At 44.1% G+C, this 25,136-nt stretch carries 30 protein-coding genes and 2 tRNA genes; 22 read left to right on the top strand and 10 right to left on the bottom strand.

Features of this window, described 5'->3' with window-relative positions:
- The first annotated feature begins 104 nt into the window (after window positions 1-104).
- Both AACV78_RS23825 and AACV78_RS23830 read left to right on the top strand, forming a co-directional pair.
- Complete coding sequence (locus AACV78_RS23825; protein WP_194011216.1) at window positions 105-356, top strand: hypothetical protein; 252 nt, start codon at window positions 105-107, stop codon at window positions 354-356.
- A complete protein-coding gene (locus AACV78_RS23830) occupies window positions 341-832 on the top strand; it encodes a DUF2188 domain-containing protein (RefSeq protein WP_194011215.1) in 492 nt (163 codons plus the stop codon). Before AACV78_RS23825 ends, AACV78_RS23830 begins: the two co-directional genes overlap by 16 nt.
- A gap of 94 nt (window positions 833-926) precedes the next feature.
- Here the strand turns inward: AACV78_RS23830 and AACV78_RS23835 are convergent, their stop codons facing one another.
- A complete protein-coding gene (locus AACV78_RS23835; protein WP_194011214.1) occupies window positions 927-1,400 on the bottom strand; it encodes a hypothetical protein in 474 nt (157 codons plus the stop codon).
- 211 nt (window positions 1,401-1,611) lie between these two features.
- Between AACV78_RS23835 and AACV78_RS23840 the strand changes: the two genes are divergently transcribed.
- On the top strand, window positions 1,612-2,163 hold the full coding sequence (locus tag AACV78_RS23840) for a helix-turn-helix domain-containing protein (protein ID WP_194011213.1): 552 nt from the start codon (window positions 1,612-1,614) through the stop codon (window positions 2,161-2,163).
- A gap of 137 nt (window positions 2,164-2,300) precedes the next feature.
- Here the strand turns inward: AACV78_RS23840 and AACV78_RS23845 are convergent, their stop codons facing one another.
- The 3 genes from AACV78_RS23845 to AACV78_RS23855 form a co-directional block, all read right to left on the bottom strand.
- Window positions 2,301-2,597, bottom strand: a complete 297-nt coding sequence (locus tag AACV78_RS23845; protein WP_194011212.1) for a hypothetical protein — start codon at window positions 2,595-2,597, stop codon at window positions 2,301-2,303.
- Window positions 2,598-2,663: 66 nt separating this feature from the next.
- Complete coding sequence (locus AACV78_RS23850; RefSeq protein WP_194011211.1) at window positions 2,664-3,281, bottom strand: Uma2 family endonuclease; 618 nt, start codon at window positions 3,279-3,281, stop codon at window positions 2,664-2,666.
- Window positions 3,282-3,418: 137 nt separating this feature from the next.
- Window positions 3,419-3,691, bottom strand: coding sequence for a Uma2 family endonuclease (locus tag AACV78_RS23855; protein ID WP_228042434.1), 273 nt, complete (start codon window positions 3,689-3,691; stop codon window positions 3,419-3,421).
- Window positions 3,692-3,799: 108 nt separating this feature from the next.
- Here AACV78_RS23855 and AACV78_RS23860 point away from each other — a divergent pair, with 108 nt between their 5' ends.
- Complete coding sequence (locus AACV78_RS23860) at window positions 3,800-4,714, top strand: polyphosphate kinase 2 family protein (RefSeq protein ID WP_194011210.1); 915 nt, start codon at window positions 3,800-3,802, stop codon at window positions 4,712-4,714.
- 70 nt (window positions 4,715-4,784) lie between these two features.
- On the opposite strand, the gene AACV78_RS23865 is transcribed toward AACV78_RS23860, so the two are convergent.
- Window positions 4,785-5,600 carry a class I SAM-dependent methyltransferase gene (locus tag AACV78_RS23865; RefSeq protein WP_194011209.1) on the bottom strand — a complete coding sequence of 272 codons (816 nt, stop codon included), beginning with the start codon at window positions 5,598-5,600 and terminating at the stop codon, window positions 4,785-4,787.
- Window positions 5,601-5,965: 365 nt separating this feature from the next.
- Window positions 5,966-6,103, bottom strand: coding sequence for a hypothetical protein (locus AACV78_RS23870; protein ID WP_194011208.1), 138 nt, complete (start codon window positions 6,101-6,103; stop codon window positions 5,966-5,968).
- A gap of 376 nt (window positions 6,104-6,479) precedes the next feature.
- Between AACV78_RS23870 and AACV78_RS28805 the strand changes: the two genes are divergently transcribed.
- The 14 genes from AACV78_RS28805 (at window position 6,480) to AACV78_RS23935 (ending at window position 18,150) form a co-directional block, all read left to right on the top strand.
- Window positions 6,480-6,770 carry a DUF3611 family protein gene (locus AACV78_RS28805; RefSeq protein ID WP_194011221.1) on the top strand — a complete coding sequence of 97 codons (291 nt, stop codon included), beginning with the start codon at window positions 6,480-6,482 and terminating at the stop codon, window positions 6,768-6,770.
- Window positions 6,739-7,239, top strand: a complete 501-nt coding sequence (locus AACV78_RS23875; RefSeq protein ID WP_194011207.1) for a universal stress protein — start codon at window positions 6,739-6,741, stop codon at window positions 7,237-7,239. The genes AACV78_RS28805 and AACV78_RS23875 overlap by 32 nt, the downstream gene beginning before the upstream one ends.
- Before the next feature lie 13 nt (window positions 7,240-7,252).
- Window positions 7,253-7,606, top strand: a complete 354-nt coding sequence (locus AACV78_RS23880; RefSeq protein ID WP_339383790.1) for an HPF/RaiA family ribosome-associated protein — start codon at window positions 7,253-7,255, stop codon at window positions 7,604-7,606.
- 408 nt (window positions 7,607-8,014) lie between these two features.
- Window positions 8,015-9,154 carry a baeRF7 domain-containing protein gene (locus AACV78_RS23885; protein ID WP_194011206.1) on the top strand — a complete coding sequence of 380 codons (1,140 nt, stop codon included), beginning with the start codon at window positions 8,015-8,017 and terminating at the stop codon, window positions 9,152-9,154.
- 255 nt (window positions 9,155-9,409) lie between these two features.
- The gene (locus tag AACV78_RS23890; RefSeq protein ID WP_194011205.1) at window positions 9,410-9,760 is read left to right on the top strand and encodes an HPF/RaiA family ribosome-associated protein; all 351 of its coding nucleotides are present in this window, start codon (window positions 9,410-9,412) and stop codon (window positions 9,758-9,760) included.
- Window positions 9,761-9,987: 227 nt separating this feature from the next.
- Window positions 9,988-10,959: a DnaJ C-terminal domain-containing protein gene (locus tag AACV78_RS23895; RefSeq protein ID WP_194011219.1), complete on the top strand. Its 972-nt coding sequence runs from the start codon at window positions 9,988-9,990 to the stop codon at window positions 10,957-10,959.
- Window positions 10,956-11,267, top strand: a complete 312-nt coding sequence (locus AACV78_RS23900) for a chaperone modulator CbpM (RefSeq protein ID WP_194011204.1) — start codon at window positions 10,956-10,958, stop codon at window positions 11,265-11,267. The genes AACV78_RS23895 and AACV78_RS23900 overlap by 4 nt, the downstream gene beginning before the upstream one ends.
- 78 nt (window positions 11,268-11,345) lie before the next feature.
- On the top strand, window positions 11,346-11,726 hold the full coding sequence (locus AACV78_RS23905) for a hypothetical protein (RefSeq protein WP_194011203.1): 381 nt from the start codon (window positions 11,346-11,348) through the stop codon (window positions 11,724-11,726).
- Between the two features lie 1,424 nt (window positions 11,727-13,150).
- Entirely contained in the window at window positions 13,151-13,504 is a 354-nt protein-coding gene (locus AACV78_RS23910) for a DUF5335 family protein (protein WP_194011202.1), read from the top strand.
- Window positions 13,505-13,585: 81 nt separating this feature from the next.
- Window positions 13,586-14,323: an SDR family oxidoreductase gene (locus AACV78_RS23915; RefSeq protein ID WP_194011201.1), complete on the top strand. Its 738-nt coding sequence runs from the start codon at window positions 13,586-13,588 to the stop codon at window positions 14,321-14,323.
- Between the two features lie 14 nt (window positions 14,324-14,337).
- Window positions 14,338-15,321 (top strand): aldo/keto reductase, encoded by a 984-nt coding sequence (locus AACV78_RS23920; protein ID WP_194011200.1) that lies wholly within the window; start codon window positions 14,338-14,340, stop codon window positions 15,319-15,321.
- A 60-nt stretch (window positions 15,322-15,381) separates the two neighbouring features.
- Entirely contained in the window at window positions 15,382-16,014 is a 633-nt protein-coding gene (locus tag AACV78_RS23925; protein ID WP_194011199.1) for a glutathione S-transferase family protein, read from the top strand.
- Window positions 16,015-16,263: 249 nt separating this feature from the next.
- Entirely contained in the window at window positions 16,264-17,268 is a 1,005-nt protein-coding gene (locus AACV78_RS23930) for an NADP-dependent oxidoreductase (protein WP_194011198.1), read from the top strand.
- Window positions 17,269-17,355: 87 nt separating this feature from the next.
- Window positions 17,356-18,150: an SDR family NAD(P)-dependent oxidoreductase gene (locus AACV78_RS23935; protein WP_194011197.1), complete on the top strand. Its 795-nt coding sequence runs from the start codon at window positions 17,356-17,358 to the stop codon at window positions 18,148-18,150.
- 442 nt (window positions 18,151-18,592) lie between these two features.
- Here AACV78_RS23935 and AACV78_RS23940 read toward each other — a convergent pair whose 3' ends face one another.
- Window positions 18,593-18,970 carry a Mo-dependent nitrogenase C-terminal domain-containing protein gene (locus AACV78_RS23940; RefSeq protein ID WP_194011196.1) on the bottom strand — a complete coding sequence of 126 codons (378 nt, stop codon included), beginning with the start codon at window positions 18,968-18,970 and terminating at the stop codon, window positions 18,593-18,595.
- A 470-nt stretch (window positions 18,971-19,440) separates the two neighbouring features.
- Here AACV78_RS23940 and AACV78_RS23945 point away from each other — a divergent pair, with 470 nt between their 5' ends.
- Window positions 19,441-20,034, top strand: a complete 594-nt coding sequence (locus tag AACV78_RS23945; RefSeq protein WP_194011195.1) for a rhomboid family intramembrane serine protease — start codon at window positions 19,441-19,443, stop codon at window positions 20,032-20,034.
- Window positions 20,035-20,144: 110 nt separating this feature from the next.
- On the opposite strand, the gene AACV78_RS23950 is transcribed toward AACV78_RS23945, so the two are convergent.
- Entirely contained in the window at window positions 20,145-23,033 is a 2,889-nt protein-coding gene (locus AACV78_RS23950; RefSeq protein WP_194011194.1) for a PAS domain S-box protein, read from the bottom strand.
- Between the two features lie 94 nt (window positions 23,034-23,127).
- Here AACV78_RS23950 and AACV78_RS23955 point away from each other — a divergent pair, with 94 nt between their 5' ends.
- The 3 genes from AACV78_RS23955 (at window position 23,128) to AACV78_RS23965 (ending at window position 24,560) form a co-directional block, all read left to right on the top strand.
- Window positions 23,128-23,358, top strand: a complete 231-nt coding sequence (locus AACV78_RS23955) for a hypothetical protein (protein WP_194011193.1) — start codon at window positions 23,128-23,130, stop codon at window positions 23,356-23,358.
- Window positions 23,359-23,756: 398 nt separating this feature from the next.
- Window positions 23,757-24,140: a hypothetical protein gene (locus AACV78_RS23960; RefSeq protein ID WP_228042435.1), complete on the top strand. Its 384-nt coding sequence runs from the start codon at window positions 23,757-23,759 to the stop codon at window positions 24,138-24,140.
- Window positions 24,141-24,371: 231 nt separating this feature from the next.
- The gene (locus AACV78_RS23965) at window positions 24,372-24,560 is read left to right on the top strand and encodes a DUF2949 domain-containing protein (RefSeq protein WP_194011192.1); all 189 of its coding nucleotides are present in this window, start codon (window positions 24,372-24,374) and stop codon (window positions 24,558-24,560) included.
- Between the two features lie 238 nt (window positions 24,561-24,798).
- On the opposite strand, the gene AACV78_RS23970 is transcribed toward AACV78_RS23965, so the two are convergent.
- Window positions 24,799-24,875: transfer RNA gene (locus AACV78_RS23970), tRNA-Met, on the bottom strand.
- Between the two features lie 71 nt (window positions 24,876-24,946).
- A tRNA-Met gene (locus AACV78_RS23975) sits at window positions 24,947-25,023 on the bottom strand.
- Between the last annotated feature and the right edge of the window lie 113 nt (window positions 25,024-25,136).

Here is a 25,136-nt window from a genome sequence, read left to right on the forward strand (position 1 = left end):
ATAAAATCTAAGATAAAATGACACAGAATAGTAATCTACTTTGGAGTGGCTATTCATTCAATAATGTTCCTATCCGCCTCACGAAAGAAAGGTGGGAGCATATATTGAAAGAACATCCAGAAATGAAAGATCAATACGAGCGGGTTTTAGAAACTTTAGATAGCCCGGATCTAATTCAAATTGATGACGTTACAGGTGGGTTGCTAGCTCTGCGATTTTATTCCCTAATTCCTGATAGTAGGAAGTTTGTAGTTGTAGTGTATCTGGAAGTAAGTAACTCTGATGGATTTATTACAACAGCTTACCTTAGAAAACAGCCATCATCAAATAAACGAATAATATGGACACAAGAGTAAAAATTCTGGAAGATTCCACAAATATTACAGGTTTCTACGATCGGGAAGCTGATGTTCTCTATCTTTCATTAGGAGAACCACGAGATGCTGTAGCTTTAGATATTAGTGATAGCGTAATTGCCCGTTACAATGAGGATAGTGAAACGATTGTCGGCATTACTATAATGGGTTTGCGACAACGGGTTGAGAAGGAATTAAATCATAATTTCCACGTTTCACCTCATCAAGATGGTTGGGTTGTAACTGAGGTAGGTGTTGAGTCAGTTGAGAGAGTATTTCCCAGTCAGGAAGCTGCGCTTAAATATGCAGTAGGAATAGCGAAAGCGCAATGGCTTGAGGTAGTAATTTATGGTGATAATGGAGAGGTTGAGGAAGTGATTAATCCTGGTATAGATGCACTTTTGGAGCGTCGAGGTCAGCGGCGCAATTCAGTTGGCGATAAAGTTGAAGGTTTAAAGACTGTTGAGGTTTCCTGAAAGAAATGCGCGATCGCTATTCTAGTGGTAGCTAAAAGGTTCAGCGAAGAATGACAGTTATGAAGTCTGCAACCCTTGCTTCTTTTTGACTACTTTACCGGATAGGATCTCCGTCTTTTATCGTAGCTAGAACCGGACAATCAATAGTATTAACCCCTTTCCAGTTAAAGTTATTCTTATCCATAACAGTTGAAGAGGTGACGTACCTTTTTGTACCCTGGTCTAAAAGGTATATACGGTTTTTCAAAGGATGTCCGTTTTCTCCACAACGAACAAGTCTGTTATCATTTGTTATAGATGGTCCGGGTTCAACGGCATCGGTGTCTAAATAATCTCGCTGGTTGGGTACAAACAATCTTCCATATACACTGGGACCTGCGATATGGCGGCGCTGACCACGGTCAACCCAGAAAATCATACTATTACCCGGATTTCTAACTAGCAGACCGTTTAAATCTGGGCGATTGCGTTGGAATGACTGAGCGTTAACACCTTTATAAACAGTGCTTTCAGTTGTAGCAAGAAGGAGAACAGACGAGAGGAAAACGAATGGAATTAACTTGTTCATATTGACAAAGTGAAGTAATAGCTGTTTGCTATATCAATTCTGTATTGTGGCTGAAGCTCCAAATACACCCATCGATAATTCGGTAAGTAATTTAGCTAACTTGATACTACTTATGATGTCAACTGATCGCAGCTTTGACAAGTCGGAAAAAAGCGGATAAAGTCGGAAAATAACGGGTTATACTAAAATAGTGTTGTATTCAGATATGCTGATGGATACCCAAGAGGTCTTAAACTCTATTGATGAGCTAGTGTTTGCCAAGACTGGCAAACACCTCGACACCCTGCAAGTAGCAATCCTCAAGGGAGTCTTAAATAATCGGAAATATGCCGAAATTGCTGAAGAATATCACTGTAGTCAGGGTCATGTAAGAGATGCTAGCTATGAGCTATGGCAGATACTCTCAACTGCGCTGGGCACAGACATTCACAAATCAAACTTTCGCGCTACGGTAGAAAGATGGGGAGTAGCAAACTTCTCAAGTATGGGAAGTCCTGTACAAATTGGGCATATTAATTTTTGTACCAATCCCGCACAAGAATCTGAATCACTTTCGTCAGAACGATCGGAATCAGACAATAAAAGTGATAATGATGTCAAAAAACATCCAAATTATCAAAAACTTTTAGAAGAAGCCGAACGCAAAGGTAAGTTAGAAGCAGTTCCGAAATTGGCAAAACTGGGTTTGAGTGTCGAACAAATTGCAGAATCTTTAGAACTGCCGTTAGCAGAGGTCCATCGGGTAATTCAGAATGGAAAATAGCCATCGAAAAACAGCCCTCCGAGCCTTTAAACTAATTGAGGCGATCGTGCGCGATCCTTGATAAGCTTTGAGAGTGACTGGGATGATATTCTATCAACGCTGCTATCAGAACGGATGTATCCAATAAAACGTTCCTTTTAGATAAACTTCCCGATTCTTTCTTCGCGCCTATCGTAAATAATTGTATCCCAATTAATTACTTCTTCAGTTTTTACTGCTGATGCTTTGACGACTAAGACTCCACGAACATAATGAACCTCGCACTCTTGATCCGTATTTGCTGGTTCGGTGTTGCCAGTTTCATCTGGCGGCGAAGCTACTTCCTGCTTTCTGGGCTGCCATAACAGGAAATCAGCAAAGTTGAGGATTTCTTGCAGTTCTATTTCAGAGAAATTTTTCAGTTTTTCAACAATTTTTTCTTGGAGAGGTATCACGGCTATTTTTTCCTTGCTTAAGACGACCGCTAGATTCAGTTTAACACGAGGCAACTGAGATCGCCCTCACACCTCATTCTGATTATTTTCTTTTTCAACTTCCTCAAAATTGACTTTCTTATAAATAGCCGATAGAGGAACTTCAACCTCGAAGGAATTAAACACTAATGCGGTATCTTCCTCATCATACTCGGAATACAACCATCTTTTATTCTCGGTTTTAGAATACTGCTCAACATTAAGTTGTGTTTGGTCAATCAGAATGTATTCTCGAAAACTAGGAATAGTTTTGTACAATTTAAACTTGTCACCTCGATCGTAATTTTTAGTAGACTTTGATAAAACTTCCACAATCACTTGAGGATTAGTAATCATGTCTGTGCGATTGTTGTGGTACTCAGGTTTTCCCAAAATTACCATTACATCGGGATAAGTGTAAAGTCGCACTTTTGGAACCCACAGACGCACGTCACCGATGAAGACATCATACTCTTGTTCTGGAAGAGCCAAATTTAAAGCAATGTAAACGTTTCCTGCGAGCCGATTGTGATTTGTAGATCCGCCTGTCATAGGAATAATTTCCCCGTTGAGATATTCGTTTTTATCTTCGGCTGTTTCTTCCAGTGCTAAATATTGCTCTTCTGTGAAGTAACGTTGCTCGGTTGTTGGCAAAGTGGTTGTCATGAAGATATTCTCCCACAAGGATGTTGAACAAATACTTTTTTGAATGCGATCGCTCAATTAAATGATAACGCACATTCCCAAAAAAGCGATCGCCCTTATTCCTCTTTGTTCTTTTCAATCTCATTTTTTAGCTCATTTTATGTCGCAAAATATACTTTTCTATTGACATCTACAAGCAGCACTTCTACTTGAAATACATTAAAAACTAGCGCCGCATCCTCCTCATCGTATTGACGGTACGACCACCGCTTGTTTGCCAACTTACAATACAGTTCTACATAAACCTGAGATTGGTCGATCGGAATATACTCTTGCAATATCGGAATTGTTTGATAGAATTTAAATTTACCGCTGCGATCGTAAGTTTTTGTAGAGTTCGATAAAACTTCAATAATCAATTGCCAATTCATCTTACCTCAATATCTAAGATCCCAAATGGGTTCTATACAAAGCCTTCATGACAAGCTGACGTGATAACTTATCTCAAGACATTACCTTAATAGGGTAGAATTAAAAGTATGACAGATTCATCCTTAAACCCATTTCCCATCGAAAAGCTTGACGATTTGATTCGTCCTTTTATTGTTCCACCAGAACAAAATATTTCTCTTGCCAAAGACTACGACCCAGGTTACAAAGCTGATAACCTCAAAAAGTCGAAAGCTAAAGGTCAATTAAAGGAAGGTATTGAGGCGTTAGCTGAATATCAGGATATTCTCTACGCCCAAAACACCCATGCTGTGCTAATCATCTTTCAGGCAATGGATGCGGCTGGTAAAGACAGTACCATCAAGCACGTTATGTCTGGGATTAATCCTCAAGGATGTCAAGTGCATAGCTTTAAAGCTCCATCTACGGAAGAGTTAAATCATGACTATTTGTGGCGATGTTCTAAGGCTTTACCCGAAAGAGGAAAAATTGGAATTTTTAATCGCTCTTATTACGAAGAAGTTTTAGTAACAAGAGTGCATCCAGAAATCCTAGAGCAGCGACCGCTCCCTGTTAGCATAACTGATACTGATATTTGGAAGCGCCGCTTTGAAGAAATCAACAACTTCGAGAAGCATCTGGTCAATAACGGGACGATCGTCCTCAAGTTTTTCCTCAATGTATCCAAAGAGGAGCAGAAAGAACGTTTTCTAGAACGGATTAATCGCCCGGAAAAGAATTGGAAATTTTCTGTGCATGATGCGAAAGAGCGTGCTTTTTGGGATGACTATATGGCTGTCTATGAGGATATGTTCAATCACACGAGTACAACATATGCTCCTTGGTACGTTATTCCCGCCGATCGCAAATGGTTTACTCGTCTAGTTGTGGCGGGCATCATTTACACGCAGTTAAAGGAACTGAATCTCAAGTATCCTACGCTCAGTAAAGAGCAACATCAAGAACTTTTAACTGCGAAGAAAATTCTGGAAAGCCAGAAATAAGGATGAGAATTGGTTGATATTAGCGATCGCCATTCCTGTGAGTCGTGATTTTTGGGCGATCGTTTATCAATTATTTGTCTTTGCGAGCTACATGAACAGCCGAAAGAAACGAGAGTCGCACACTATCTCCAATTTTTTCTAGCTTCTCCCGCAATCCTGCAAATAGTAGCGCTTCCGCTTGTGGCTCTAGTCCCCTATGGGTACTTAACAGCTTAAGGTAATCATTAATGCTATAGGTGACTTCACACGCGGTTTGCTTGAAGACCAACTCCTTAAAATAACCAGAGTCTAAAACTTCTTGTCTAAATCCCCGCAAAGTCTCCGCTTGAATTTCCGCGCCTTCATATCGGACAAATGAGGGAGCATAAGCTTGATACACTTCCTCGATCTCTTGATACACTTCATATTTCAGTTCAGGGGTCAAATTCCAAAGCAGGATAAGAAACCCGTTGTCGTGTAATGCCAACGCGGCCTTGGCATACCGAATCTCTGGCGATATCCAGTGAAAGGCGTTGGCAGCTAGAACGGCATTGAACTGTTTTTCCTCTAGTTTCCATTCCTCAAATGAGGTGTTGTGGATTGCAACATTCGGGTACAGCATACAGTTGCGTCTTGCCAAATGACAAAAATCTGGGTTTGGCTCAAGACACGTCATCGAAAAACCAAATTGAGCAAAAGCCACTGTTGCATTTCCTGGACCACAGCCGACCTCAAGAATGGATGCCTCTGAGGAAAGCTGAGCTAAACCGACGGATCGATCGACCAATTCCTTTGGATAGTTTGGTCTTGCGTTGTAATAGATATCAGCAACGGGAGAATACCAATTCCTTCGCTGTTCCAAAGGCATAGAAGCTCTGGCATTAATTTCCTGTCTAGGGTCTTGCATAAGCTAGCTTTATTTAACTCGTGAATGTAACTTCATTTTAGACTCCAGAATCTGCTCAAAACTTTGCTCTCACCGACGACCCCAAAACATCTTAACTTTGGACACTGACAGAGAATTTCCAAACCACTTCCACCAGCCAAAACTTAAGCGGCAGAACTTATATTATCTTGTAGATCGCAAGATAAATACTTATAGAGGACAAATATTTCATAAATTGTGAAATAAAGCAACCAATGAGTGTAATAACAAGATTTTTACAGGGTAACATCCCTGAATAGAGTTTTATTTGGAAAAATGCAATTTTTTATAGTGTCCTAGCGGAGAGTCACGCACAAAAAATTAGCATTCATTAACGTTTGGTTCCGTTACATTGTATTAACAAACCCTACAATATCGGCGCTCTTAGAGGAGTAATGATTGCGATCGCCATTCCTGTGAGTCGTAATTTTTAGGCGATCGCTCAAACCCAGTAAAATCATCCCAGTTTGGTTATCGATCGGCATTCTAATTACTATTTTGCTATATTCATGAGTTAGATCGTACCACAGCAAGGTTTTAAGGTCAAAGATGCGAGGGTATCCTTTAACTCCAATGGCGATCGCCTCTATTTAACAGCAATCGCAGCGATCGCGGCACGAATATTACTGCCATTGGTGTGTCCTCACCGAGAGGAATGATGGGTAATGGAGGGATGATGCTATTACTGCTTGCCTCGCACGGCTATCTTTAATGGACACCGTTTGAGACACTTGCTATTTTTCAAAGCAAAGATTTAGAAAGCAATGCCTTATATCTAGCTACCTAAAATCAAAATATCATCCTTTAGAGAGACACAAAACTGCTAGTTTACTGCTAGCATTGGGCTAGAGTAAATTCTGGATACAGTTTACTGCAACCATTATTTCTGGACTGATTTTAGGGTTCGCGATTCTTTCACAAAATCTCAACCTCAATCTCAAGTCATGGATAGATTTACTATCCGTGATTGAGGGAATTGCGGCTTTAGGCTTAAGCATTTACTGGTTATTGTGCTACGTTCATCTCGGGCAAAAAAATCAGCCTAGCCGCCAGGAAATAATTCAACTTTTACAAATAGCAGATTTAGTCAACACTGAGATTAACCGGACGGCTCAAAATAATGAACTTAAAACGCATTATGGTTGCCATTAATCATTCTCCTTTAACATCCATTGTGTTTAATCGGGCACTCAATTTAGCGCAGCAAGAGCAAGCTAAATTGACGCTCCTTCATTGGCTCGCAGACTTGACTGCGATCGATCCAGGATTCCAGTCAGGTGGGACATTTGGATTCTATCCAATCAACACTGGGCTTTCTCAATCACTCCGCGAAGAAACACTTCAGCTACAGATTGAGCAGGCAAAAACTTGGTTGCAAGAATACTGCGATCGGGCAACTGTCCTAAATATTTCAACTGAATATCAACACCATTTTGGTGAGCCAGGGGCAACGATTTCTAGTGCTGCTCAAGAGTGGAATGCCGATCCGATCGTACTGAGTCGGCACGACCACTCTGCGATCGCAGAATTTTTCGTAGGTAGTGTCAGCAATCATGTGGTCGATCGCGCGAATTGTTCTGTTGTAGTCATAAAAGATACAAATCCCGATCGAGATAAATAAAGAGAGAAAAACCGTGAAAGTAATTGATAAGACTAGCGTATTAGCCTTAGACATTGGGCAATCAACCATAAAAACAAACCCTCTTTCCCCAGAACTACTCCACAAGATAGATGCCTGTCGCATCACTCACGTTGATGTTCACCTGAGCGATGAGAACAGCGACAAGAAGGGCGGCGATGACGATATGCGCTGCACGATCGAAGCCCGCCTCAAAGGACACCAACCCCTCGCGGTAACACATCAGGCAGCGACTTTAGACCAAGCCGTTGACGGGGCTGCCGATAAATTGACCAGATTGATCGATAGCACTCTCGGACGGCTGCACGACCAAGAAAATCAGAGAACTGACCCACCTCTGTCTAGCTAATAGTCAATAAATTTTCCTAGGAGTCAGAGATGAATGCAGAAAATCTGAAAGGAAATAGATCGAATCGGCTCAAATTTTCACTAGGAGTTTAGGAGAAATCCATGAGCTTTAAGAAATCAATTCAGACGATATTGCTGGGTTTTGCACTATGTTTTTGTTTTTTGGTTGGCATGGGGCAAAACCCGATCCTCGCAGCAACTCTCGTAGAAACTGAACCAATCTTTCAATAAAAGATGCAAACAATGTCTGAAAAAACCGTAAATCTGGAATCAACAATCGATCGCTTTCTCACATCGATCCCAAGTAGTAAAGGCTAGGAGGTTAGGTTTTTGATTAATGAATAGATGCTCTACCTATTGAGCAACGCCTGATACAAACTCGAACAAAACAAATACTGAGAAGTACATCATGAACTCATTCACTGTTGATGAATTGACCACTTTAACCACAGCATCAAACTCGACCTGTATCTCGATCTATGCGCCAATGGAGCGTTTAGGAATCGAAACCCAGCAAAATCCGATTCGGTTAAAGAATTTGGTTCGACAAGCGAGCGAAAAATTGCTGGCGATGGGACTGCCCGAACAGGATGCCAAAGAGTTGCTGCAACCCATTCATGAGCTAGATACCTATGACTTCTGGCAACATCAAAGCGATGGACTGGCAATTTTTCTATCTCCCAATCAGTTCCGCTACTACTGTTTACCGATCGCTTTCCCTGAATTAACCGTAGTTGGCGATCGCTTCCACATCAAACCACTACTGCAACTAATGTCAGGGGATGGGACGTTTTCTGTTCTAGCCTTGAGCCAAAACCAAGTTCGGTTATTTCAAGGAACTCGTTATCACCTGAAAGAAGTTGAGTTAACAGATGTACCCACCAACATCGCAGCAGCCTTGCAGTACGACGATCCCCAAAAAAGCCTTCAAGCACATACAGGCTCATCAAAAGGCAATAGTGCGATTTTTCACGGACAAGGAGCCGGAAACGAAGATCAGAAAAATGATTTATTGCGTTACTTTCGCCAAGTTAACAACGGTTTAGAGTCTTTCTTCAAAAACCAGCAAGCACCGCTAATTTTGGCAGGAGTTGATTATCTATTCCCGATTTATCACGAGGCAAATACTTATGCCAATTTGCTACCTGATGGTATCCCTGGTAATCCAGAAACTTTGACGCTGGACGAACTGCATACCCAGGCTTGGCAGATTGCACAACCCTATTTCGATCTTGCAAAAATATCAAAAATTTCCCATTACGAGGAACTACAAGGTAGCGAACAAACGGCTAATACTATCGAAAAAGTCGTAACTGCCGCTTATTTCCAGCGTGTTGAAACCTTGTTTGTACCTATTAATAAAAACGTTTGGGGAGTATTCAATCCAGAAGCGAATTCCATTCAGATTCATGCTGAACAGGAAACAGGCGACGAGGATTTGCTCGATCTAGCGGCACTACATACCCTAACCAATGGGGGAACGGTTTACGCCGTAGAACAGGAAGATGTACCTGAACATAAAGCGATCGCTGCTATCCTGCGCTATTAAATAATTCGTAATTAGGGCTTGCTGATTTAACCAAAAACCTAGATAAGTCAATGGATTGAAACGACCGTCAGCCAGATCCTAGTCATTCCATCTGAATATTAGACCTCTTGCAAAACTCCTTTTAATCAAATTTTGGGACGGGCTCGCGTGCCCATCCCACAAGAAAAAAGATTTTTGTGGGATGGCTTCTAGCCGGTCCTAACTATTTTTGCAAGAAGTCTATTAAGCCAATCACAATTACAACAGGAGAACATCGTGCAAATCCAAATCCATACCGACCATAACATCGAAGGTCACGAAGCACTAGCCACTCAGTTTAGTAATTTAGTGGCAGAGAGCCTGAGCCGATGGGGCGATCGCATCACTCACGTTGATGTTCACCTGAGCGATGAGAACAGCGACAAGAAGGGCGGCGATGACGATATGCGCTGCACGATCGAAGCCCGCCTCAAAGGACACCAACCCCTCGCGGCAACACATCAGGCAGCGACCTTAGACCAAGCTGTGGACGGGGCTGCCGATAAATTGACCCGATCGATCGATAGCACTCTCGGACGGCTGCACGACCAAGAAAATCACAGAACTGACCCGCCTCTGTCTAGCTAACAGTCAATAAATTTTCCCAGGAGTCAAAAATGAAAACAAGTAAGGGACTATGGAAAAACTAGGATAAAACAATCAACACTTCACGCTCCAGAAATTCTGGAGCAGTGACAACTCCCACTTAGTTTATCAGTCATTTTTTTGAATTCAAATTAAGTTTAGATGAATCATCATTTTTAGGATTTCAGATAGTATTTCAGATAGCAGCATTACATATTGAGAGGTCAGTGATGCCAACGGCAACGGATTTTAAAGACTATTACACCATCCTGGGAGTGAGCAAAACTGCAACTCCTGAAGAAATCAAACGGGCTTACCGCAAACTGGCCCGCAAGTACCATCCAGACCTCAATCCTGGAGATAAAGATGCAGAGGCAAAATTCAAAGACTTGAACGAAGCAAATGAGGTACTTTCCGATCCAGAGAACCGGCAAAAGTACGATCGCTTTGGTCAACATTGGAATCAGCCGGGATACACTGAAGGGCCAACTCCTAGAGGAACTAATGTTTCGGCGGAAGACTTCGATCGCTACGACGACTTTGATTCATTTATCAACGATTTGCTGGGGGGAATGAAAGGTGGATCGAAACGTAGAACCCAGACTTATCAAACTGCGACCAATGGTTTTAATGATTTTGGGGACGGATTTCGTTCTCAAGCGCCCGCACCGGATACCGAAGCTGCGATCGCACTCACATTTTCGGAAGCATTTCACGGTGTCCAGAAACGGCTACAACTCGACGATGAAACAATCAACGTCCGCATTCCCGCAGGCGCAAAACCCGGTAGTCGAATTCGACTCAAAGGTAAAGGTCGTCCTAGTCCATTCTCTCAGCAGCGCGGCGATTTGTATTTAACGATCGAGATTTTGCCCCATTCCTTCTTTCGATTCGAGGGTGATGACATAGTTTGTGACATTCCAATTCGCCCCGATGAAGCCGTTTTGGGGGCAGAAATCAGAGTGCCAACTCCCGATGGTAGCGTTACAATGAAAGTGCCTAAAGGAGTGCGATCGGGACAATCGTTAAGACTGCGCGGCAAAGGTTGGACATTGCAAAAAGGAGGACGAGGTGACTTATTAGCTAAACTTCAAATTGTCACGCCGAAAGACTTAAGTGCGATCGAGCAAGAATGCTACGAAAAAATCCAGGCAAATACGAGTTTTAACCCGCGTACTCAGTTAGAGGAAATTAAGTTATGAGCTTTAGCCTTTCAAGAATTGTGGTTTCACCCGAAGGCGAACAACTCTACACCTTTGAATATGCTGCATCGGTAACTGAAACTTCAATTACGCTAGTGAAAATTTATGTTGAATTAGGTGTAATCGAACCAATCGGCGACCTGCTGCATTCCCGCGAGATTGCTAGAATTGCTCAGATTCAGCGGTTGCGTCAAGACTTGGGACTGAACTTAGTCGGAGCCGCAATGGTGTTAGATATGGCTCAAGAAATTGCCCAATTACGAGCACAACTTAGGGCGTATCAGTCTCATCCATCAAGTACCTTATGAGGTATTTGTCGCGCCAATGAATGCTCAAAGTCAAGATGAGGGCAGAAAACCGAACACTCAAAATTACAAGAGCAAACTATGAAAACACTACTGAAGCGATTTGCATTACTGCTTGGTTTGATGACTGGTGTTTCAACTTATCTCGTCTTACCAGCTTCGGCTGATTCTACTGCTGACTTGGTACTCAGTTTGAAGTGCCAAGGTGGATACAATGTTAATGTTTGGAAAAGGTATGATTCGGGCGAACTTCTCTACCGTTCTACCAGTCCTCAAGGTAATTTGAGTTTGGGTAAGGGAACTAGAGAGGATACAGGATCGTCTCTAGTTTATAAGTTTAAGAATGGCAACTATAAATATCAAGTGCTTGGTGGTAAAGGAGATCGTGAAGGGAAGGGGACTTTAGAGGTGTTCAAGAACGATCGCTCCATTATGAGTCAAACTTGTACACCAAATGGATGAAAAGCGTTGATGCAAAAGCGATCGAGTCCGAATCTTCCCAAGCTATTGACTCAATCGGAGCAATCTCATGACACAATCTCTCTGGTTGTTTGGAAATCGATTCAACATCATTGGCGATCGCACCACGATCGGCGGTTAGTACGATCGGCTCGAAAGTTACTTTTAAATAGTTGATGCTTTACACAAGCATCAAATGCGTTATGAGGTATAGCGAACCTATCATATCGTTGACCGTTGCATCGTCAGGTGATTTAACCGCAGAGAACACAGAGGACACAGAGAGAGAGAATAGAGATATGAATACAGGACGATGCTACCGGATTTGATATCAAGCTCTACAAGCAGAAATGTACGCACTGCGAACTGAGGTTCAAGTCTTAGCACGAAGAGGTTTAAACCAATAACTTGCTAAGAATCACAAATTAAAGATAACTCTGCTTTCATGAAAACTATTCCTGAAGAACGATACCCTCGCCAATCATAAAAGATAGCCTAATAATAAACTACAGTGCAGTGGCAGAACGCTCGCCAAATGAGTCACTTCAATTTTTTTTTTAACAAGCTTTCCCTAATAACAATTGAAGTTAAAGAGTGAAGTGTATTTACTTAAACCAATTAGCGCAAGCAAAATTATTGTCACAGCTCATTTGCTTCTGTGCCAAATTCAATCAAAGATACAGAATTTAAAAATGCGAAATTAATTTGGGATAGTATAGAACCCATTTGACATCTTTGAGCTTTTGGGTTTGGTGGCGAGAAATACCGAGAGAAATTCCGTTTCTGAGATTTACGCTCATGGCGAGAAACCGGGTATTCTTGGAGTTTTTGGGTTTGGTGACGAGAAATACCGAGAGAAACCCGGTTTCTGAGATTTACCCAGAATAGATATCAAATGGGTTCTATAGCGGTTCTCACAAAAGTGAGATATGCCCTGCGCGGGCCAATCCCTCCGCAACGCTAGAGCCCCATCCCTCCGCAACGCTAGAGCCCTTCGGCCCTATTCCCAATCCCGGATAGTACCTCATACCCGATCGCAGAAAGGCTATACCTTATTTTGGTTGAGTCTAACTTTTCGTTAAAACATTCAAATGTTAGAGATTAGATGGGTCAACTTGTGCAAAAATTCACTCGAAAGGTAGAGATTATATGGGGCAACTTGTGCAAACATTCACTCGAAAGGTAGAGATTATATGGAGCAACTTGTGCAAACATTCAATTGACTGCAAAAAAACCAATGGGAGCATCCCAATTTGGTGACAAGCGTTTTTTAGGAGTGCGACCGAGACGCTTGCACGCTATATCATCCAAATATATTATTCTGATGCAACCGTCCACGATCTGAAAGCAAAAATGGGATGATCCCAACCCAATTTGTTTTTACTACTTTTTTCTCAAAAACAATCATCATGGTGAATAAAATGGAAATGACAAATAAAATTGACATCAACAAATCTGTGCCGAGCGATCGCTGGGGTGAATTTTTCGATCAGTTTACTGATGGCAATCGCGGACGGCATATTTCGATCGAAATCATCGGTTCAGAAGTCGGTGATGCAGCACTGATTAAGAATGCACCTCTTCATGCGATGGTTTACGATCGCCCTGGCAAGGGAGATGATTTGGTGATTGAAGTGGGTAAAGATGTGGTAACTTACGCTCACACCATCGATTCACCAACAGAAGTCTTAACGGGACAGAACTCAAGCGGTGTGATTGTGGCGATGTCGATCGCTGACGCTGCTGGTACACAAACATTGATCCAGCTACAAGCTAGTTGAGCTGATTGAATAATGCTGAGTTTAGCTGATTTCAGCATCCAATGTTTGATGACCCACACTGAATAACCCGCACAAATCAATATGTCTGAAATTCAAAACAAAGTAGTAATTATCACCGGAGCCAGCAGTGGATTAGGTGAGGCGACAGCGAAGCGACTTGCTGCTAGTGGAGCCAAACTAATGTTAGCTGCCCGCCGCGAAGATCGGCTCAAAGAACTGGTTGACACGATCGCCCGATCGGGAGGAACTGCAACCTACCGAGTAACGGATGTGACCGATCGCGCACAGGTGGAAACCTTGGCCAAGGAAACTTTGAGCACCTACGGCCGGATCGACGTGCTAATCAATAATGCCGGGTTGATGCCGCTCTCTCCCCTCGACAAAATCAAGGTGGAAGAGTGGGATCAAATGATTGATGTCAACATCAAGGGCGTTCTCTATGGGATTGCGGCCGTGTTACCAACTATGCGCCAGCAAAAGTCCGGTCACATCATTAACCTATCATCTGTCGCCGGACATAAAGTGTTTCCCGGATCGGCGGTTTATTGTGCTACTAAGTTCGCAGTGCGAGCGATCTCGGAAGGGCTGCGATTAGAGTCAAACGGTGAAATTCGATCGACTAATATCTCACCAGGGGCAGTTGCGACTGAGTTGACTACCACGATTAGCGATGAAGATACAGCAGCGAACATGAATGCACTTTATGAAATAGCTATTGATGCAGATGCTATTGCTAGGGCGATCGCCTATGCGATCGAGCAGCCCGCTGATGTTGATGTGAATGAAATGATCGTCCGTCCGACAAAGCAAGAACTTTAGAGTCACAGAACATCATGAAAGAGCGAAAACTCGGGAATCAAGGATTAGTAGTCTCAGAGTTAGGACTCGGCTGCATGGGGATGTCCGAATTCTACGGGACAACCGATGAGTCAGAATCGATCGCCACTATTCATCGCGCCTTAGAGTTAGGCGTGACTTTGCTCGATACGGCTGATATGTATGGTGTCGGTAACAATGAGGAGTTAGTCGGCAAAGCGATTAAAGGGCATCGCGATCGAGTCATCATCGCCACGAAATTTGGCAATGTGCGCGGTAGCGACGGCAGCTTTAAGGGCGTCAACGGCAAACCCGAATATGTGCGCTCTGCCTGTGATGCCAGTCTCAAGCGTCTGGGCGTAGATGCGATCGACCTTTACTACCAGCACCGAGTCGATCCCAACACTGCGATCGAAGAAACCGTAGGTGCAATGGCAGAGTTAGTCCAAGCCGGAAAAGTCCGCTACCTCGGCCTTTCCGAAGCCGCCAGCGCCACGATCCGCCGCGCCCAAGCAGTGCATCCTATTTCCGCACTTCAGACAGAATATTCGCTGTGGAGCCGGGAGCCAGAAACCGAGATTTTGCCCACCTGTCGAGAACTAGGGATTGGATTTGTGCCTTATAGCCCTCTGGGGCGCGGGTTTCTCACAGGCAAAATCAAGAGTCTCGACACATTATCTGAAGGAGACTATCGGGCTGAACGATATCCTCGCTTTCAAGCCGAGAATCTCCAGCAAAATCTGGAACTCGTCGAGCAAATCGAGCAGATGGCAGCCGAATCGGGCATCAAAGCCGGACAGTTGGCGCTGGCGTGGGTTTTGGCGCAGGGCGAAGACATCGTGCCAATTCCAGGCACTAAACGCCGCACCTATTTAGAAGAAAACATTGCAGCAGCCGATGTGACGCTGACTCCAGCAGAACTAGAGCAAATCGCCAAAGCGCTGCCATTAGGAATTGCGGTGGGCGATCGCTACCCCGATATGAGTACGGTAAATCGTTAGGATTGGCGCGAGACAGTATTCTTCACTACGGCTAAATTTTTGATTCAGGAGCGATAAATCATGTCAAAACTTATTGTTTGGGGAACACCCATCAGTACCTATGTCCGTACCGTCCGGCTGCTACTTGAGGAAATAGCCGCAGACTATACCCTCAAAAGCATTGATATCTTCAATGGTGAAAGCCAGTCCGCAGAGTACCTGGCTAAGAATCCTTTTGGTAAAGTCCCCACCTTGGAAATAAATGGGGAACTGCTCTATGAAACGGCTGCTATTACTGAATACCTTGATGCTACTTTAGGCGATCGCAAGTTTAGCTTTTCCGATCCCATGCTTCAAGCTCGGATGCGTCAAATCATGGCAATTATTGATAGCTATTTCTATGCCCCTGCCATTGGCAGCATTGTGATTCAGCGATTGATTGTGCCTAGCCAGGGTGGTAAGACAGATGAGGCTAAAGTCAAAAATGCGATCGCGCCTGCAAAAACTGCTCTAGAGGCGATCGAGTCGCTAGCTGCAGGTAGCCCCTATCTGCTCGGCAGCCAAGCGAGCATTGCTGATTTCTATCTGATTCCGATCTTTGTCTACTTGTCCCAAACTCCAGAATTTGAGGTGATTGCCGCTCAAACGCCGAAACTACGGACGTGGTGGGATAAGGTTAGCCAGTTGCCCAGCGTCAAAAAAGTGTGTGCTTAATAGCAGTCAAATTGGGGGAACTTTAAATGCTCTTGTCCCCCCTGTTTTAAGCTATATCTCCGGGCAGACAAAACACGCCATACCCGCAGCAATTTAAATCTTTTTCGTTTTCTTTTTTATTAAGAGAACCAGAGAAACTGAAATCAAATAAATGCAATTTTTGGCATCAATGCATTTAGCAAGTGTTAAAAAAAACGCTTAAATTTAAGTTAACCGAGTTCGGCAAATCTACCAGATAAGGAGAAAATTATGACAGATATCGTGAGCCGCGAGATTCGGCTAGTCTCTCGCCCCAAGGGGATTCCTACCGCAGATAACTTTGCGATCGCGCAAACAGAACTAAAGCCACTTCAAGATGGGCAAGTGCTCGTTCGCAACCTCTATATGTCAGTCGATCCATATATGCGCGGTCGCATGAACGAGGGGAAATCCTATGTTCCATCCTTCGCGCTAGGAAAAGCACTCGAAGGCGGCGCAGTCGGCGAGGTAATCGAGTCTCGTGCCCAGGAATTAAAGCCGGGTGATGTTGTGACTTCCAACTATGGCTGGCGGGAATACTTCATCGCTGCACCAAAAGATTTGCATCAGGTTAGCCGCGACATTCAACCGCTCTCAGTTTACCTCGGTGCCCTCGGCATGACAGGTATGACTGCTTGGGTTGGGTTGAATTTGGTAGAAGTTAAAGCCGGCGATGTTATTTTTATTTCGGGAGCTGCAGGCGCGGTGGGAAATGTCGCCGGACAACTGGCAAAATTGCGCGGATGCCATGTCATCGGGTCTGCTGGGTCAATGGAAAAAATCAAGTTTCTGCAGGAAGAATGCGGATTTGATAGCGCCTTCAATTACAAGGCCGGCCCTATTCTCGAACAACTGAATCAGGCAGCACCGGACGGAATTGATGTCTATTTCGATAATGTAGGAGGCGAAACGCTGCAAGCGGCGCTCTCGGCATTACGGCTGCACGGCCGGATTATCGCTTGTGGCAGCATCTCCGGTTATAACGATGAAAAACCGCAGCCGGGCCCTTCCAATCTATTTAATATGATTGGCAAACGCTTGACCATGAAAGGGCTAATCGTTAGAGATTGGCTCGATCGCCAGAGCGAATTTGAACAAGAAGTGGGCGGCTATTTCCAAGCTGGAAAATTGAAGAATAAGGAAACAGTGGTGACAGGAATCGAGCGAGCGGTGGATGCGTTTATCGGTCTTTTTGAAGGCAAAAATGTGGGAAAAATGGTGGTAAAACTGGATTAGATTTCCACTGAGTGAGTCGGCAGTTGCTTCATTATTTGAGCAAGTTGAAACCCTAGATAGCTTATCAAATATTTGGTTTAAGAAAGTATGGATCTCCAACTATCAGATCGGATTGCATTGGTCAGCGGTTCCACTGCCGGCATTGGACTAGCGATCGCCACGACACTTGCTCAGGAAGGAGCAACCCTCATTGTCAACGGCCGAACTCAAGAGCGGGTAAACCATGCCCTCAAAAGCATTCAGCAAAGCGTCCCCAAGGCCAAACTGCAGGGAATTGCTGCCGATTTGGGAACAACCGCAGGAGCTGAATTGTTGTTTCAACAAGTGCCAGAAGTCAACATTTTGGTCAACAACTTGGGAATTTATGGCGCTCAAGCATTTGAAGATATCTCCGATGAAGAGTGGATGAACTTTATGGCAGTAAACGTGATGAGCGGTGTACGGCTCTCGCGTCATTACTTACCTTTGATGCTAAAAAAAGATTGGGGACGCATTATTTTCATCTCTAGTGAATCTGCCTTAAATATTCCCGCCGAAATGATTCACTATGGCGTTACCAAGACTGCACAAATATCCTTGGCTCGTGGTTTAGCTGAAACAACTGCAGGCAGTCGTGTCACGGTGAATACCGTATTGCCAGGGCCAACTCGTTCCGAAGGAGTGGAAACTTTCATCGAGGGACTTGCCAAGGAGCAAAATATTTCAGCCGAACAAGTTGAGAAAGAATTTTTTACCAAAACTCGTCCATCTTCCCTGATTCAGCGATTTGCTTCAACGTCGGAAGTTGCTGCATTAGTTGCATTTGTTGCTAGTCCTTTAGCCTCTGCAATTAATGGTGCTGCCTTGCGAGTCGAAGGTGGAGTGGTGCGATCGATTGTTTAATGAATTCGCCTATTGAACCTAGATTGTAGGGTGTGTCAATCCCAGTTTATTGATTAATAATACCATTTCTCTAAAATCTTGCAACACTCTTCGACCCCCCCTAGCCCCCCCGCTGCATTGCGGGGGGAACAAGAATACTGTTGAATTCTTTTTGAAAATTGGTATAAAATAGGTTATTACATTGTTACAGGAGCCAGCCTCAGTGTTTATAAAAACGGCAAACTCTTTCTCCAACAACGAGTAATTCGCTCTCTCTAGTCTTTAAATGCGATCGCGCTCTCTTAGTCTGCGAAGGCAGACTTTGTTTATTTAGTAGCGGTTTCAACCGCCGAACTCGTGCAGTAGCGGTTTCAACCGCCGAATAATCTGAAAATAAAAAACCCTCCCCAACAAAGAGAAGGGAGGGCAAAAAAAAGAGTTAGAAATTAAAGTTTTTGGAAAATTAACAATAAGGAGTTACATCCACGCCGCACTCGTCAGCCAAATAACACAAAGCCCGAAAGCGAATCCCAACCACTTGCTCGTAAAGCGGATTTAACTTGCACATTGGGGGAATGGAAAATAAAGTGCGATCGCCAAACTTGACTTCCCGCTCAAACGGACACTGCGACGGAATATATTTACACAAAAATCGAGCAAATTTTTGACTCTTAATTTCCGTGTTCTCGATCCACTCTTTCAGCGGATGTAACAAATCAAAGCGCGGCTTTTTACTGTAAGGCTGAGAAATTGTAGCGACAGTAACAGTAATTTCTTCTTTGCGATGCCATACCCAAATTGGCAGAATTCTCTGGGGTAATTTTTGCTCAAATACGTTCATATTGCTCTTCTCCTCTTTTAGAACGAGGTGCCAAGAACTCTTTGTAGAGCTTGTACTGGATTTTGTCTACAATAAGTACCTACAGCAGCTCGTTTTGCTTTACCGGATGAAAGTTCTTGAATTAATGACTAGAACCGAGACAAGTAGTTCCTGAGTTTTTAGAGACAGTGTGCGATCGCCAAAATGTCCTCACTGCCAGCTCAAGCATTTACCTATGGGGTAAAAACTCTGCCTGATACGTTCTAACTTTAACCTTTGGTTAACTCTCCTAGTGCAGTTCTTTCGATCATTGTGACGCATTAAGGTGAATTATTCTATAGGTGAAAATGCGGAATTTCAAATCAAAGTTATAATAGTTTCAAATAAGCTCGACTGCAAAAAACCTGAAAGCTATTGCCAAGTGTCGCTTCGCGCGATCGGCAAACAACTCCTACAATTATAAATAATCGGTTTCACCGCCCTCACAACCCATGAGCAACCAAGAAAGCAAAAGCATCACCCGCGAATTGCAAAGCCACGCCGCCATTCTCGGCGGCTTCGTCTCCCTCCTCTGGATTATCGAAATTGTCGATGTATTCCTATTCCGAGGCGCACTAAATTCCTACGGAGTCCGCCCCCGCAGCATCCAAGGGCTTGAAGGCATCATATTCATGCCTTTTCTGCACGGCAGTTTTGCTCACTTAGCAGCCAATACCCTCCCGTTTGTGACATTTGGTTGGTTAATCATGCTGCGAGAAACTAGGGATTTTTTCATCGTGAGTGCCGTCACTATCCTAGTCAGCGGATTCGGCGTTTGGCTGACAGGCGCGCCCAATTCCGTCCACATAGGTGCCAGCGGATTAATCTTTGGTTACTTCGGCTTTCTGCTGCTGCGCGGATATTTTGAACGCAGCTTTACCTCTATTGCGATATCTTTAATTGTCGGTTTCTTCTACGGCGGTTTAATTTGGGGAGTTTTGCCTTCGCAGCCGGGAGTTTCCTGGCAAGCACATTTCTTTGGCTTTGTCGGCGGGATATTAGCCGCTCAACTTTTGGGGCGGCAGAAACGGGCAATAAAAAACTAAAACAATAGCAATTATAGCGCTTCTCAAGCGTTGTGAGGTGTGCCATATACCATATACCCAGCGGCACCTAATATGAGAACTCGAAATGCTATAAGTTAGCAGTGAAGACTTTATGCATCTCTATGTAATTCAACTTGAGCAGGCAAGCATACGATGAAAACCGAACCGCAATCTAACTGGCTTTGAACCTGCATATCCCCCCCCATCATCAAGCAGAAATGACGGCTAATAGTCAATCCCAAACCTGTGCCGCCGTACTTGCGGGTAGTTGAAGCGTCGCCCTGCATAAAAGCTTGAAATAAATGCTGCATTTGTTCGACCGGAATCCCAATGCCGGTATCAGCAACGCGAAAAATTATCAAGTCGGAAGGTTCTGCTATTTCTTGAGTTGTTAATCTGTCATGTTTAACTCTTTCAACGGACAGGGTAATAGTGCCACCTTCCGTAAATTTGGCTGCATTGCTCAGTAGGTTGAGCAATATTTGACGAGTTTTGGTAAGGTCAGCATACATCATTCCCAACTCGCTAGCACAATTAACTTTAAACTGATTATTATTTTTCTCTATCAATGGTTCCACAGTCGAAACTACCTCCTCAATCAAAGTAACTGGGTTGAAAGTTTCTAGGTAAAGTTCCATGCGCCCTGCTTCAATCTTAGAAATATCTAAAATATCGCTAATTAAAGACAGCAAGTGTTTGCCGGCAGTTTGAATTTTTTGCAAATCTGGGATAATATCTTCGTGGCCTAAATCTTCAGCATCTTCTTTGAGCATATCGCTGTAACCGATAATTGCGTTGAGGGGAGTACGCAATTCGTGGCTCATATTGGCTAAAAAAGCGCTTTTGGCTTGGCTTGCAGCTTGAGCGGTTTGAGCGACTTTTTGGAATTCTTCTGCTAATTTGCGCTGGGTAATGTCTTCTGCAATGCCGACGATGCGGTAAATTTCTCCGGTTTCGTCGCGGACTGGAAAAGCCCGATCGCGCACCCAGCAAACTGAACCGTCAGATCGCACTACCCGATACTCCTCATCATAATCGCCCCGCAGGTGTTTCTCAAAAGCAGCCTTGACGCGATCGCGATCCTCCGGGTGAATAGCATTCAAAAAAGCCTCCGGTTCTGACAGCAAACTCTGATAGCTCAAATGCCATATTTTCTGGCAAGCTGGACTCACATAAATTATTTGCTGTTGAATTGGTTCTCTAATCCAAAATACTTCATGAATATTTTCTGCCAACAGGCGAAACCGCTCCTCACTAGCGCGCAATTGCTCCATCGCCGTGTGAAACTCCGTAACATCTTGAACCAGCGATGCCAGTCCAATTATGCAGCCGTCAGCATCAACCAAAGTAGTATTGTACCATTCACAAAGAATTATTTTACCGTCCTTTCTAATGTTCTGGTTAATGCTACTAACTCCTCCTTCATTAGCGAGCAAAGTAATAGATAGTTGCCTGACATAATCCTTAGCATTTTCAGGAACTATGAGATCGACTCCGTGCTGTCCCATTGCTTCCAAGCGATTGTATCCAAAAATTCTTTCGGCTGACAGATTCCAGTCGGCTACTTCAAAATTCAGATTCCATTCGATCGCCCCCAAAGGAGTTTGATAAAGATGGAAAGCAAGTTTTTGCTGAGATTGTTTCAGGGAAATAATTAATTGATTTTTGTCGGCGATCGCAGTTTCCACCCGTTCTTCGAGAGTAGCAAACGACTCTTCCAATTGACCTGCCATCTTATTAAAAGAGCGGGCCAGGACACCAACCTCATCCTCCCGCTCTACAGACACCATCAAGTATGGATCTAGCGCCATCGAGTCCCATTCTCCCCGCGACAGAGCCTCCGCAGCCTTGCTCAGACGCTGAATCGGGATCGCAATCCACCTCGAAGTCAGAAACCCTAGAACCGTCGCCACCACCAAAGCACCGAGACACAGCCACACTGTGTAGCGAGTGTTGGCGTTAATTTTTTCCATAAAATCGGCTTCGGGAACCGCCACCACAATCAACCAGTCGAGGCCCCTGCTGTCTGAGAATGGTGTCACCTGTAGAAATTGGCGTTTTTGACCGATCGCAAAATCTAGCTGGTAAGTGCCGTCAATCTTACTCAAATCCCCGAAGCGCTGTGTCAAATAGCGGGCTGTCGATCGAATTAGAACATTTTGGCTGCTCGTTGCAGCAATCCGTTTCGCAACGCCATTGCTCACAATAAATGGCGGTTCTGGAGTAGAATTTGCCACCAATTGTCCAGACCTTTCTATAATAAAAGTTTTGCCAGACTTACCAATTTTTAGAGTTTCCAAGAATTGATTGATTTGGGAAAGTAGCAAATCCGCACCCAGGACTCCAATCAATTCTCCTCGGTTGCCATAAACTGGTTGTGCAGCCGTAATCGCCAGTTTTGGAGTATCAAAATAACTATAAATTTTACTCCAGGTTGGTTGGCCAGTCCGCACCGGAGCCGTGTACCAAGGTCGGAGGCGGGGGTCGTAGTTAGGAATAGTCTTTAATACCTCGGTTGCTTCCCCGAACTCCGACGGCACGTAGCTGTAAAAGTTATAGCCAGTAGATTGATTAGAAATCCGAACTTGCAACTTGCCGTTGTCGAGGCGTTCAACTCCCGTAAATGTTTTTTGTTCGGAGCCGAATTGAATGTAGCTAATTTTATCAAAGATTTTGATTTGCTTGGAGAAGTAATTGCGTAAACTAGCGGAATCCTGCACGTTCAAAATGCCTAGACTGATGGCATTGAGATTGAGTTGATTGATTTGGTGCGGCGTTTCGATATAACTATGAATGTGTTGCTCGATGCGCGATGTGACTTCCGCCCGCAGTTGCGCTGCAACATCGTTGACGGCCCTGCGCCCGTTGCGTAACGACAGCCACCCCGTCAGCCCTACCGCAGCGAAAGTCTGGAGGGCAAAAGGCACGACAAGGACGATGCGAATTGGCACTTTACCCGACATTTTGAAAATCCGGTCTGTCAGAGATCTGATTGGCATGATCGAGCAGAGATATTATGAATCCACAACATTTAAGTAAGGTACAACCTGATGATCGCAGATTTTGAACGTTGAGATTGTTTGAGCAGACCAAGTGCTGTTAAGAAATCGGAATCTGCCGCTGGTTACTGAATTTTTAACGGCTGCCACCGCCATCTTAACGCGATCGCGAGCTTTGGGAGGGCGATCGAGATGGGTCTTCGACACATTCTGGGACGATCGTACTCTGGGAGATTTTAGATTTGAGACATCGGCGCGCGATCGCCCTGACGATTTAAGATTGAGACAGACTTTTGTTAGCTCTTTGGCGAAAAACCGGGTTTGACGATCGACTATACTCCATCTAGACCTTTAATCCCGATCGAAACCAGATTTCTGCACTATGAATGCGTCCAGCATCGAAGCGTGTTTCTTGTTTAGTCCTCCGTGCGTAAGTCCTAAGTGTTTGAGCGTTGCTGCAACCTAGTATGTTAGTAAACGTGGTTTCATGGAACGGTTTCTGTATATTTCTCGATTTGTATTCCTCAAACTGTCAAATCCTCTCCACCCTCTCTTCTTCTCTCCCTATCTCCGTCAACAATCACAGACAATTCCAAATGGCGGCAGCTTATTTCCACAACCAGCTACTTTTGATAGAGCGCAAACCAGCTACTTTTGATAGAGCGCAACTAAACTCCGGTTGGGTACACTTAGGATAGTAGGATGCAGCTAGCGGAGGCATGGATGATGAACGCAGTTATGGCTAATTTTGGTACTGTTCTCGGACTGAGTTCAATTTTGATCGGTTTCACCCCGGCGGTTTTCGCCCAACAAAGAATGCAATCAGAGCCCCAAAATTCGGAAACGACTTTATCGGGGGATTCTCTGAGGACTGTGGAGGACAGAACAGTGGACTCGGACTACCAAAACTTGATTGGTGAATCAAAAACGGGGGCTAATTCTGCTAGGAGGGAGCGCAGCTTGGCTGATACATTTCGCCTCAAAGTTGGCCCAGAATTGGAATTTATTACTACTCCTTCCGACGCCCGACGCCAAGGAAATCCCTTACCTATTAAACCGAGCGACAGCGGCACAGAAGCGGGAGTTCAGCTTCAGCTAGGACTGTAGCCATTTTAAGTGAATTGATGTCAAGCGATCGATCGCCCGATCCTATTTTTTTAGGCTGGGATATCTTGTGACTGCGATCGCCTTGTTTTATTAGTTTTATCACAAGTTCCGTGCGCTTTCCATCACACCACATCGCCCCTTATCAACAGAAAATTAGGACTATTAAACTTCAAATTCAGTCAAATCGGATACATATCTTTACAAAATCGCATAAAACAGGCGGTGAATGTGATGGGAAAGGCTCAACTGATCGATTATTTGCGGGGAGAATTGGCGCTATCGAATTCTGCGATCGCCGTTGCTCTCAGACACGGCGAAGAAGATGCCAGCCAACTGCCGATGGTGTTGTGGCAGTACGGGTTAGTGACGCTGAAACAGTTAGATTTGATCTTTGATTGGCTGCAAGCTCAATCGGCTTAGCAATTTAAAATGCAAAGTTTAAAAACAGGGATATTGAATTGCTGATTTTTGAGAAATAAAGCTTGCACAAACGGGCGTAGAAAAGTATGGGGTTGAGTGTTGAGGGTCTGTTTAATTTTTTCCTTTGGAACACAAATATGCGGTAGGGGCACAGCAATGCTGCGTCCCTATTTTTTGAATTTTCTGATAAAACAAACCCCAACAACTTTTTGGTTGCCGGGGCTTATCTGATTAAATTTGGTGGCGGGAAGTGGATTTGAACCACTGACCTTCGGGTTATGAGCCCGACGAGCTACCAGACTGCTCTATCCCGCGTCGCTTTGTCTACTCTCTATTCTCAAAAATCAAACCCTGGAACTTAAACAATTACAGGGTTTGTTTCAAGTTGGTGGCGGGAAGTGGATTTGAACCACTGACCTTCGGGTTATGAGCCCGACGAGCTACCAGACTGCTCTATCCCGCGTCGCTTTGTCTACTCTCTAATATAAACATACCTTCCGAAAAATTGCAACCCCTAAATCAAAAAAAAATTGAGATTGTGGGAGGGGCTGTCTCTTAGACACATCTCCCATCCTA

The sequence above is a fragment of the Tychonema sp. LEGE 07196 genome (assembly GCF_963890365.1).
In the GTDB taxonomy this organism is placed as follows: Bacteria; Cyanobacteriota; Cyanobacteriia; order Cyanobacteriales; family Microcoleaceae; genus Microcoleus.

What these genes read in the sequence shown, in the direction of transcription:
- AACV78_RS23915 (WP_194011201.1), top strand. Translation starts at nt 13,586, where the DNA reads ATGTCTGAAATTCAAAACAAAGTAGTAATTATCACCGGAGCCAGCAGT.
- AACV78_RS23945 (WP_194011195.1), top strand. Translation starts at nt 19,441, where the DNA reads ATGAGCAACCAAGAAAGCAAAAGCATCACCCGCGAATTGCAAAGCCAC.
- AACV78_RS23860 (WP_194011210.1), top strand. Translation starts at nt 3,800, where the DNA reads ATGACAGATTCATCCTTAAACCCATTTCCCATCGAAAAGCTTGACGAT.
- AACV78_RS23830 (WP_194011215.1), top strand. Translation starts at nt 341, where the DNA reads ATGGACACAAGAGTAAAAATTCTGGAAGATTCCACAAATATTACAGGT.
- AACV78_RS23950 (WP_194011194.1), bottom strand. Translation starts at nt 23,033, where the DNA reads ATGCCAATCAGATCTCTGACAGACCGGATTTTCAAAATGTCGGGTAAA.
- AACV78_RS23850 (WP_194011211.1), bottom strand. Translation starts at nt 3,281, where the DNA reads ATGACAACCACTTTGCCAACAACCGAGCAACGTTACTTCACAGAAGAG.
- AACV78_RS23905 (WP_194011203.1), top strand. Translation starts at nt 11,346, where the DNA reads ATGAAAACACTACTGAAGCGATTTGCATTACTGCTTGGTTTGATGACT.
- AACV78_RS23895 (WP_194011219.1), top strand. Translation starts at nt 9,988, where the DNA reads ATGCCAACGGCAACGGATTTTAAAGACTATTACACCATCCTGGGAGTG.
- AACV78_RS23920 (WP_194011200.1), top strand. Translation starts at nt 14,338, where the DNA reads ATGAAAGAGCGAAAACTCGGGAATCAAGGATTAGTAGTCTCAGAGTTA.
- AACV78_RS23930 (WP_194011198.1), top strand. Translation starts at nt 16,264, where the DNA reads ATGACAGATATCGTGAGCCGCGAGATTCGGCTAGTCTCTCGCCCCAAG.
- AACV78_RS23925 (WP_194011199.1), top strand. Translation starts at nt 15,382, where the DNA reads ATGTCAAAACTTATTGTTTGGGGAACACCCATCAGTACCTATGTCCGT.
- AACV78_RS23885 (WP_194011206.1), top strand. Translation starts at nt 8,015, where the DNA reads ATGAACTCATTCACTGTTGATGAATTGACCACTTTAACCACAGCATCA.
- AACV78_RS23910 (WP_194011202.1), top strand. Translation starts at nt 13,151, where the DNA reads ATGACAAATAAAATTGACATCAACAAATCTGTGCCGAGCGATCGCTGG.
- AACV78_RS23870 (WP_194011208.1), bottom strand. Translation starts at nt 6,103, where the DNA reads ATGCCGATCGATAACCAAACTGGGATGATTTTACTGGGTTTGAGCGAT.
- AACV78_RS23875 (WP_194011207.1), top strand. Translation starts at nt 6,739, where the DNA reads ATGAACTTAAAACGCATTATGGTTGCCATTAATCATTCTCCTTTAACA.
- AACV78_RS23960 (WP_228042435.1), top strand. Translation starts at nt 23,757, where the DNA reads ATGATGAACGCAGTTATGGCTAATTTTGGTACTGTTCTCGGACTGAGT.
- AACV78_RS23935 (WP_194011197.1), top strand. Translation starts at nt 17,356, where the DNA reads ATGGATCTCCAACTATCAGATCGGATTGCATTGGTCAGCGGTTCCACT.
- AACV78_RS23940 (WP_194011196.1), bottom strand. Translation starts at nt 18,970, where the DNA reads ATGAACGTATTTGAGCAAAAATTACCCCAGAGAATTCTGCCAATTTGG.
- AACV78_RS23865 (WP_194011209.1), bottom strand. Translation starts at nt 5,600, where the DNA reads ATGCAAGACCCTAGACAGGAAATTAATGCCAGAGCTTCTATGCCTTTG.
- AACV78_RS23855 (WP_228042434.1), bottom strand. Translation starts at nt 3,691, where the DNA reads ATGAATTGGCAATTGATTATTGAAGTTTTATCGAACTCTACAAAAACT.
- AACV78_RS23965 (WP_194011192.1), top strand. Translation starts at nt 24,372, where the DNA reads ATGGGAAAGGCTCAACTGATCGATTATTTGCGGGGAGAATTGGCGCTA.
- AACV78_RS23835 (WP_194011214.1), bottom strand. Translation starts at nt 1,400, where the DNA reads ATGAACAAGTTAATTCCATTCGTTTTCCTCTCGTCTGTTCTCCTTCTT.
- AACV78_RS23840 (WP_194011213.1), top strand. Translation starts at nt 1,612, where the DNA reads ATGGATACCCAAGAGGTCTTAAACTCTATTGATGAGCTAGTGTTTGCC.
- AACV78_RS23900 (WP_194011204.1), top strand. Translation starts at nt 10,956, where the DNA reads ATGAGCTTTAGCCTTTCAAGAATTGTGGTTTCACCCGAAGGCGAACAA.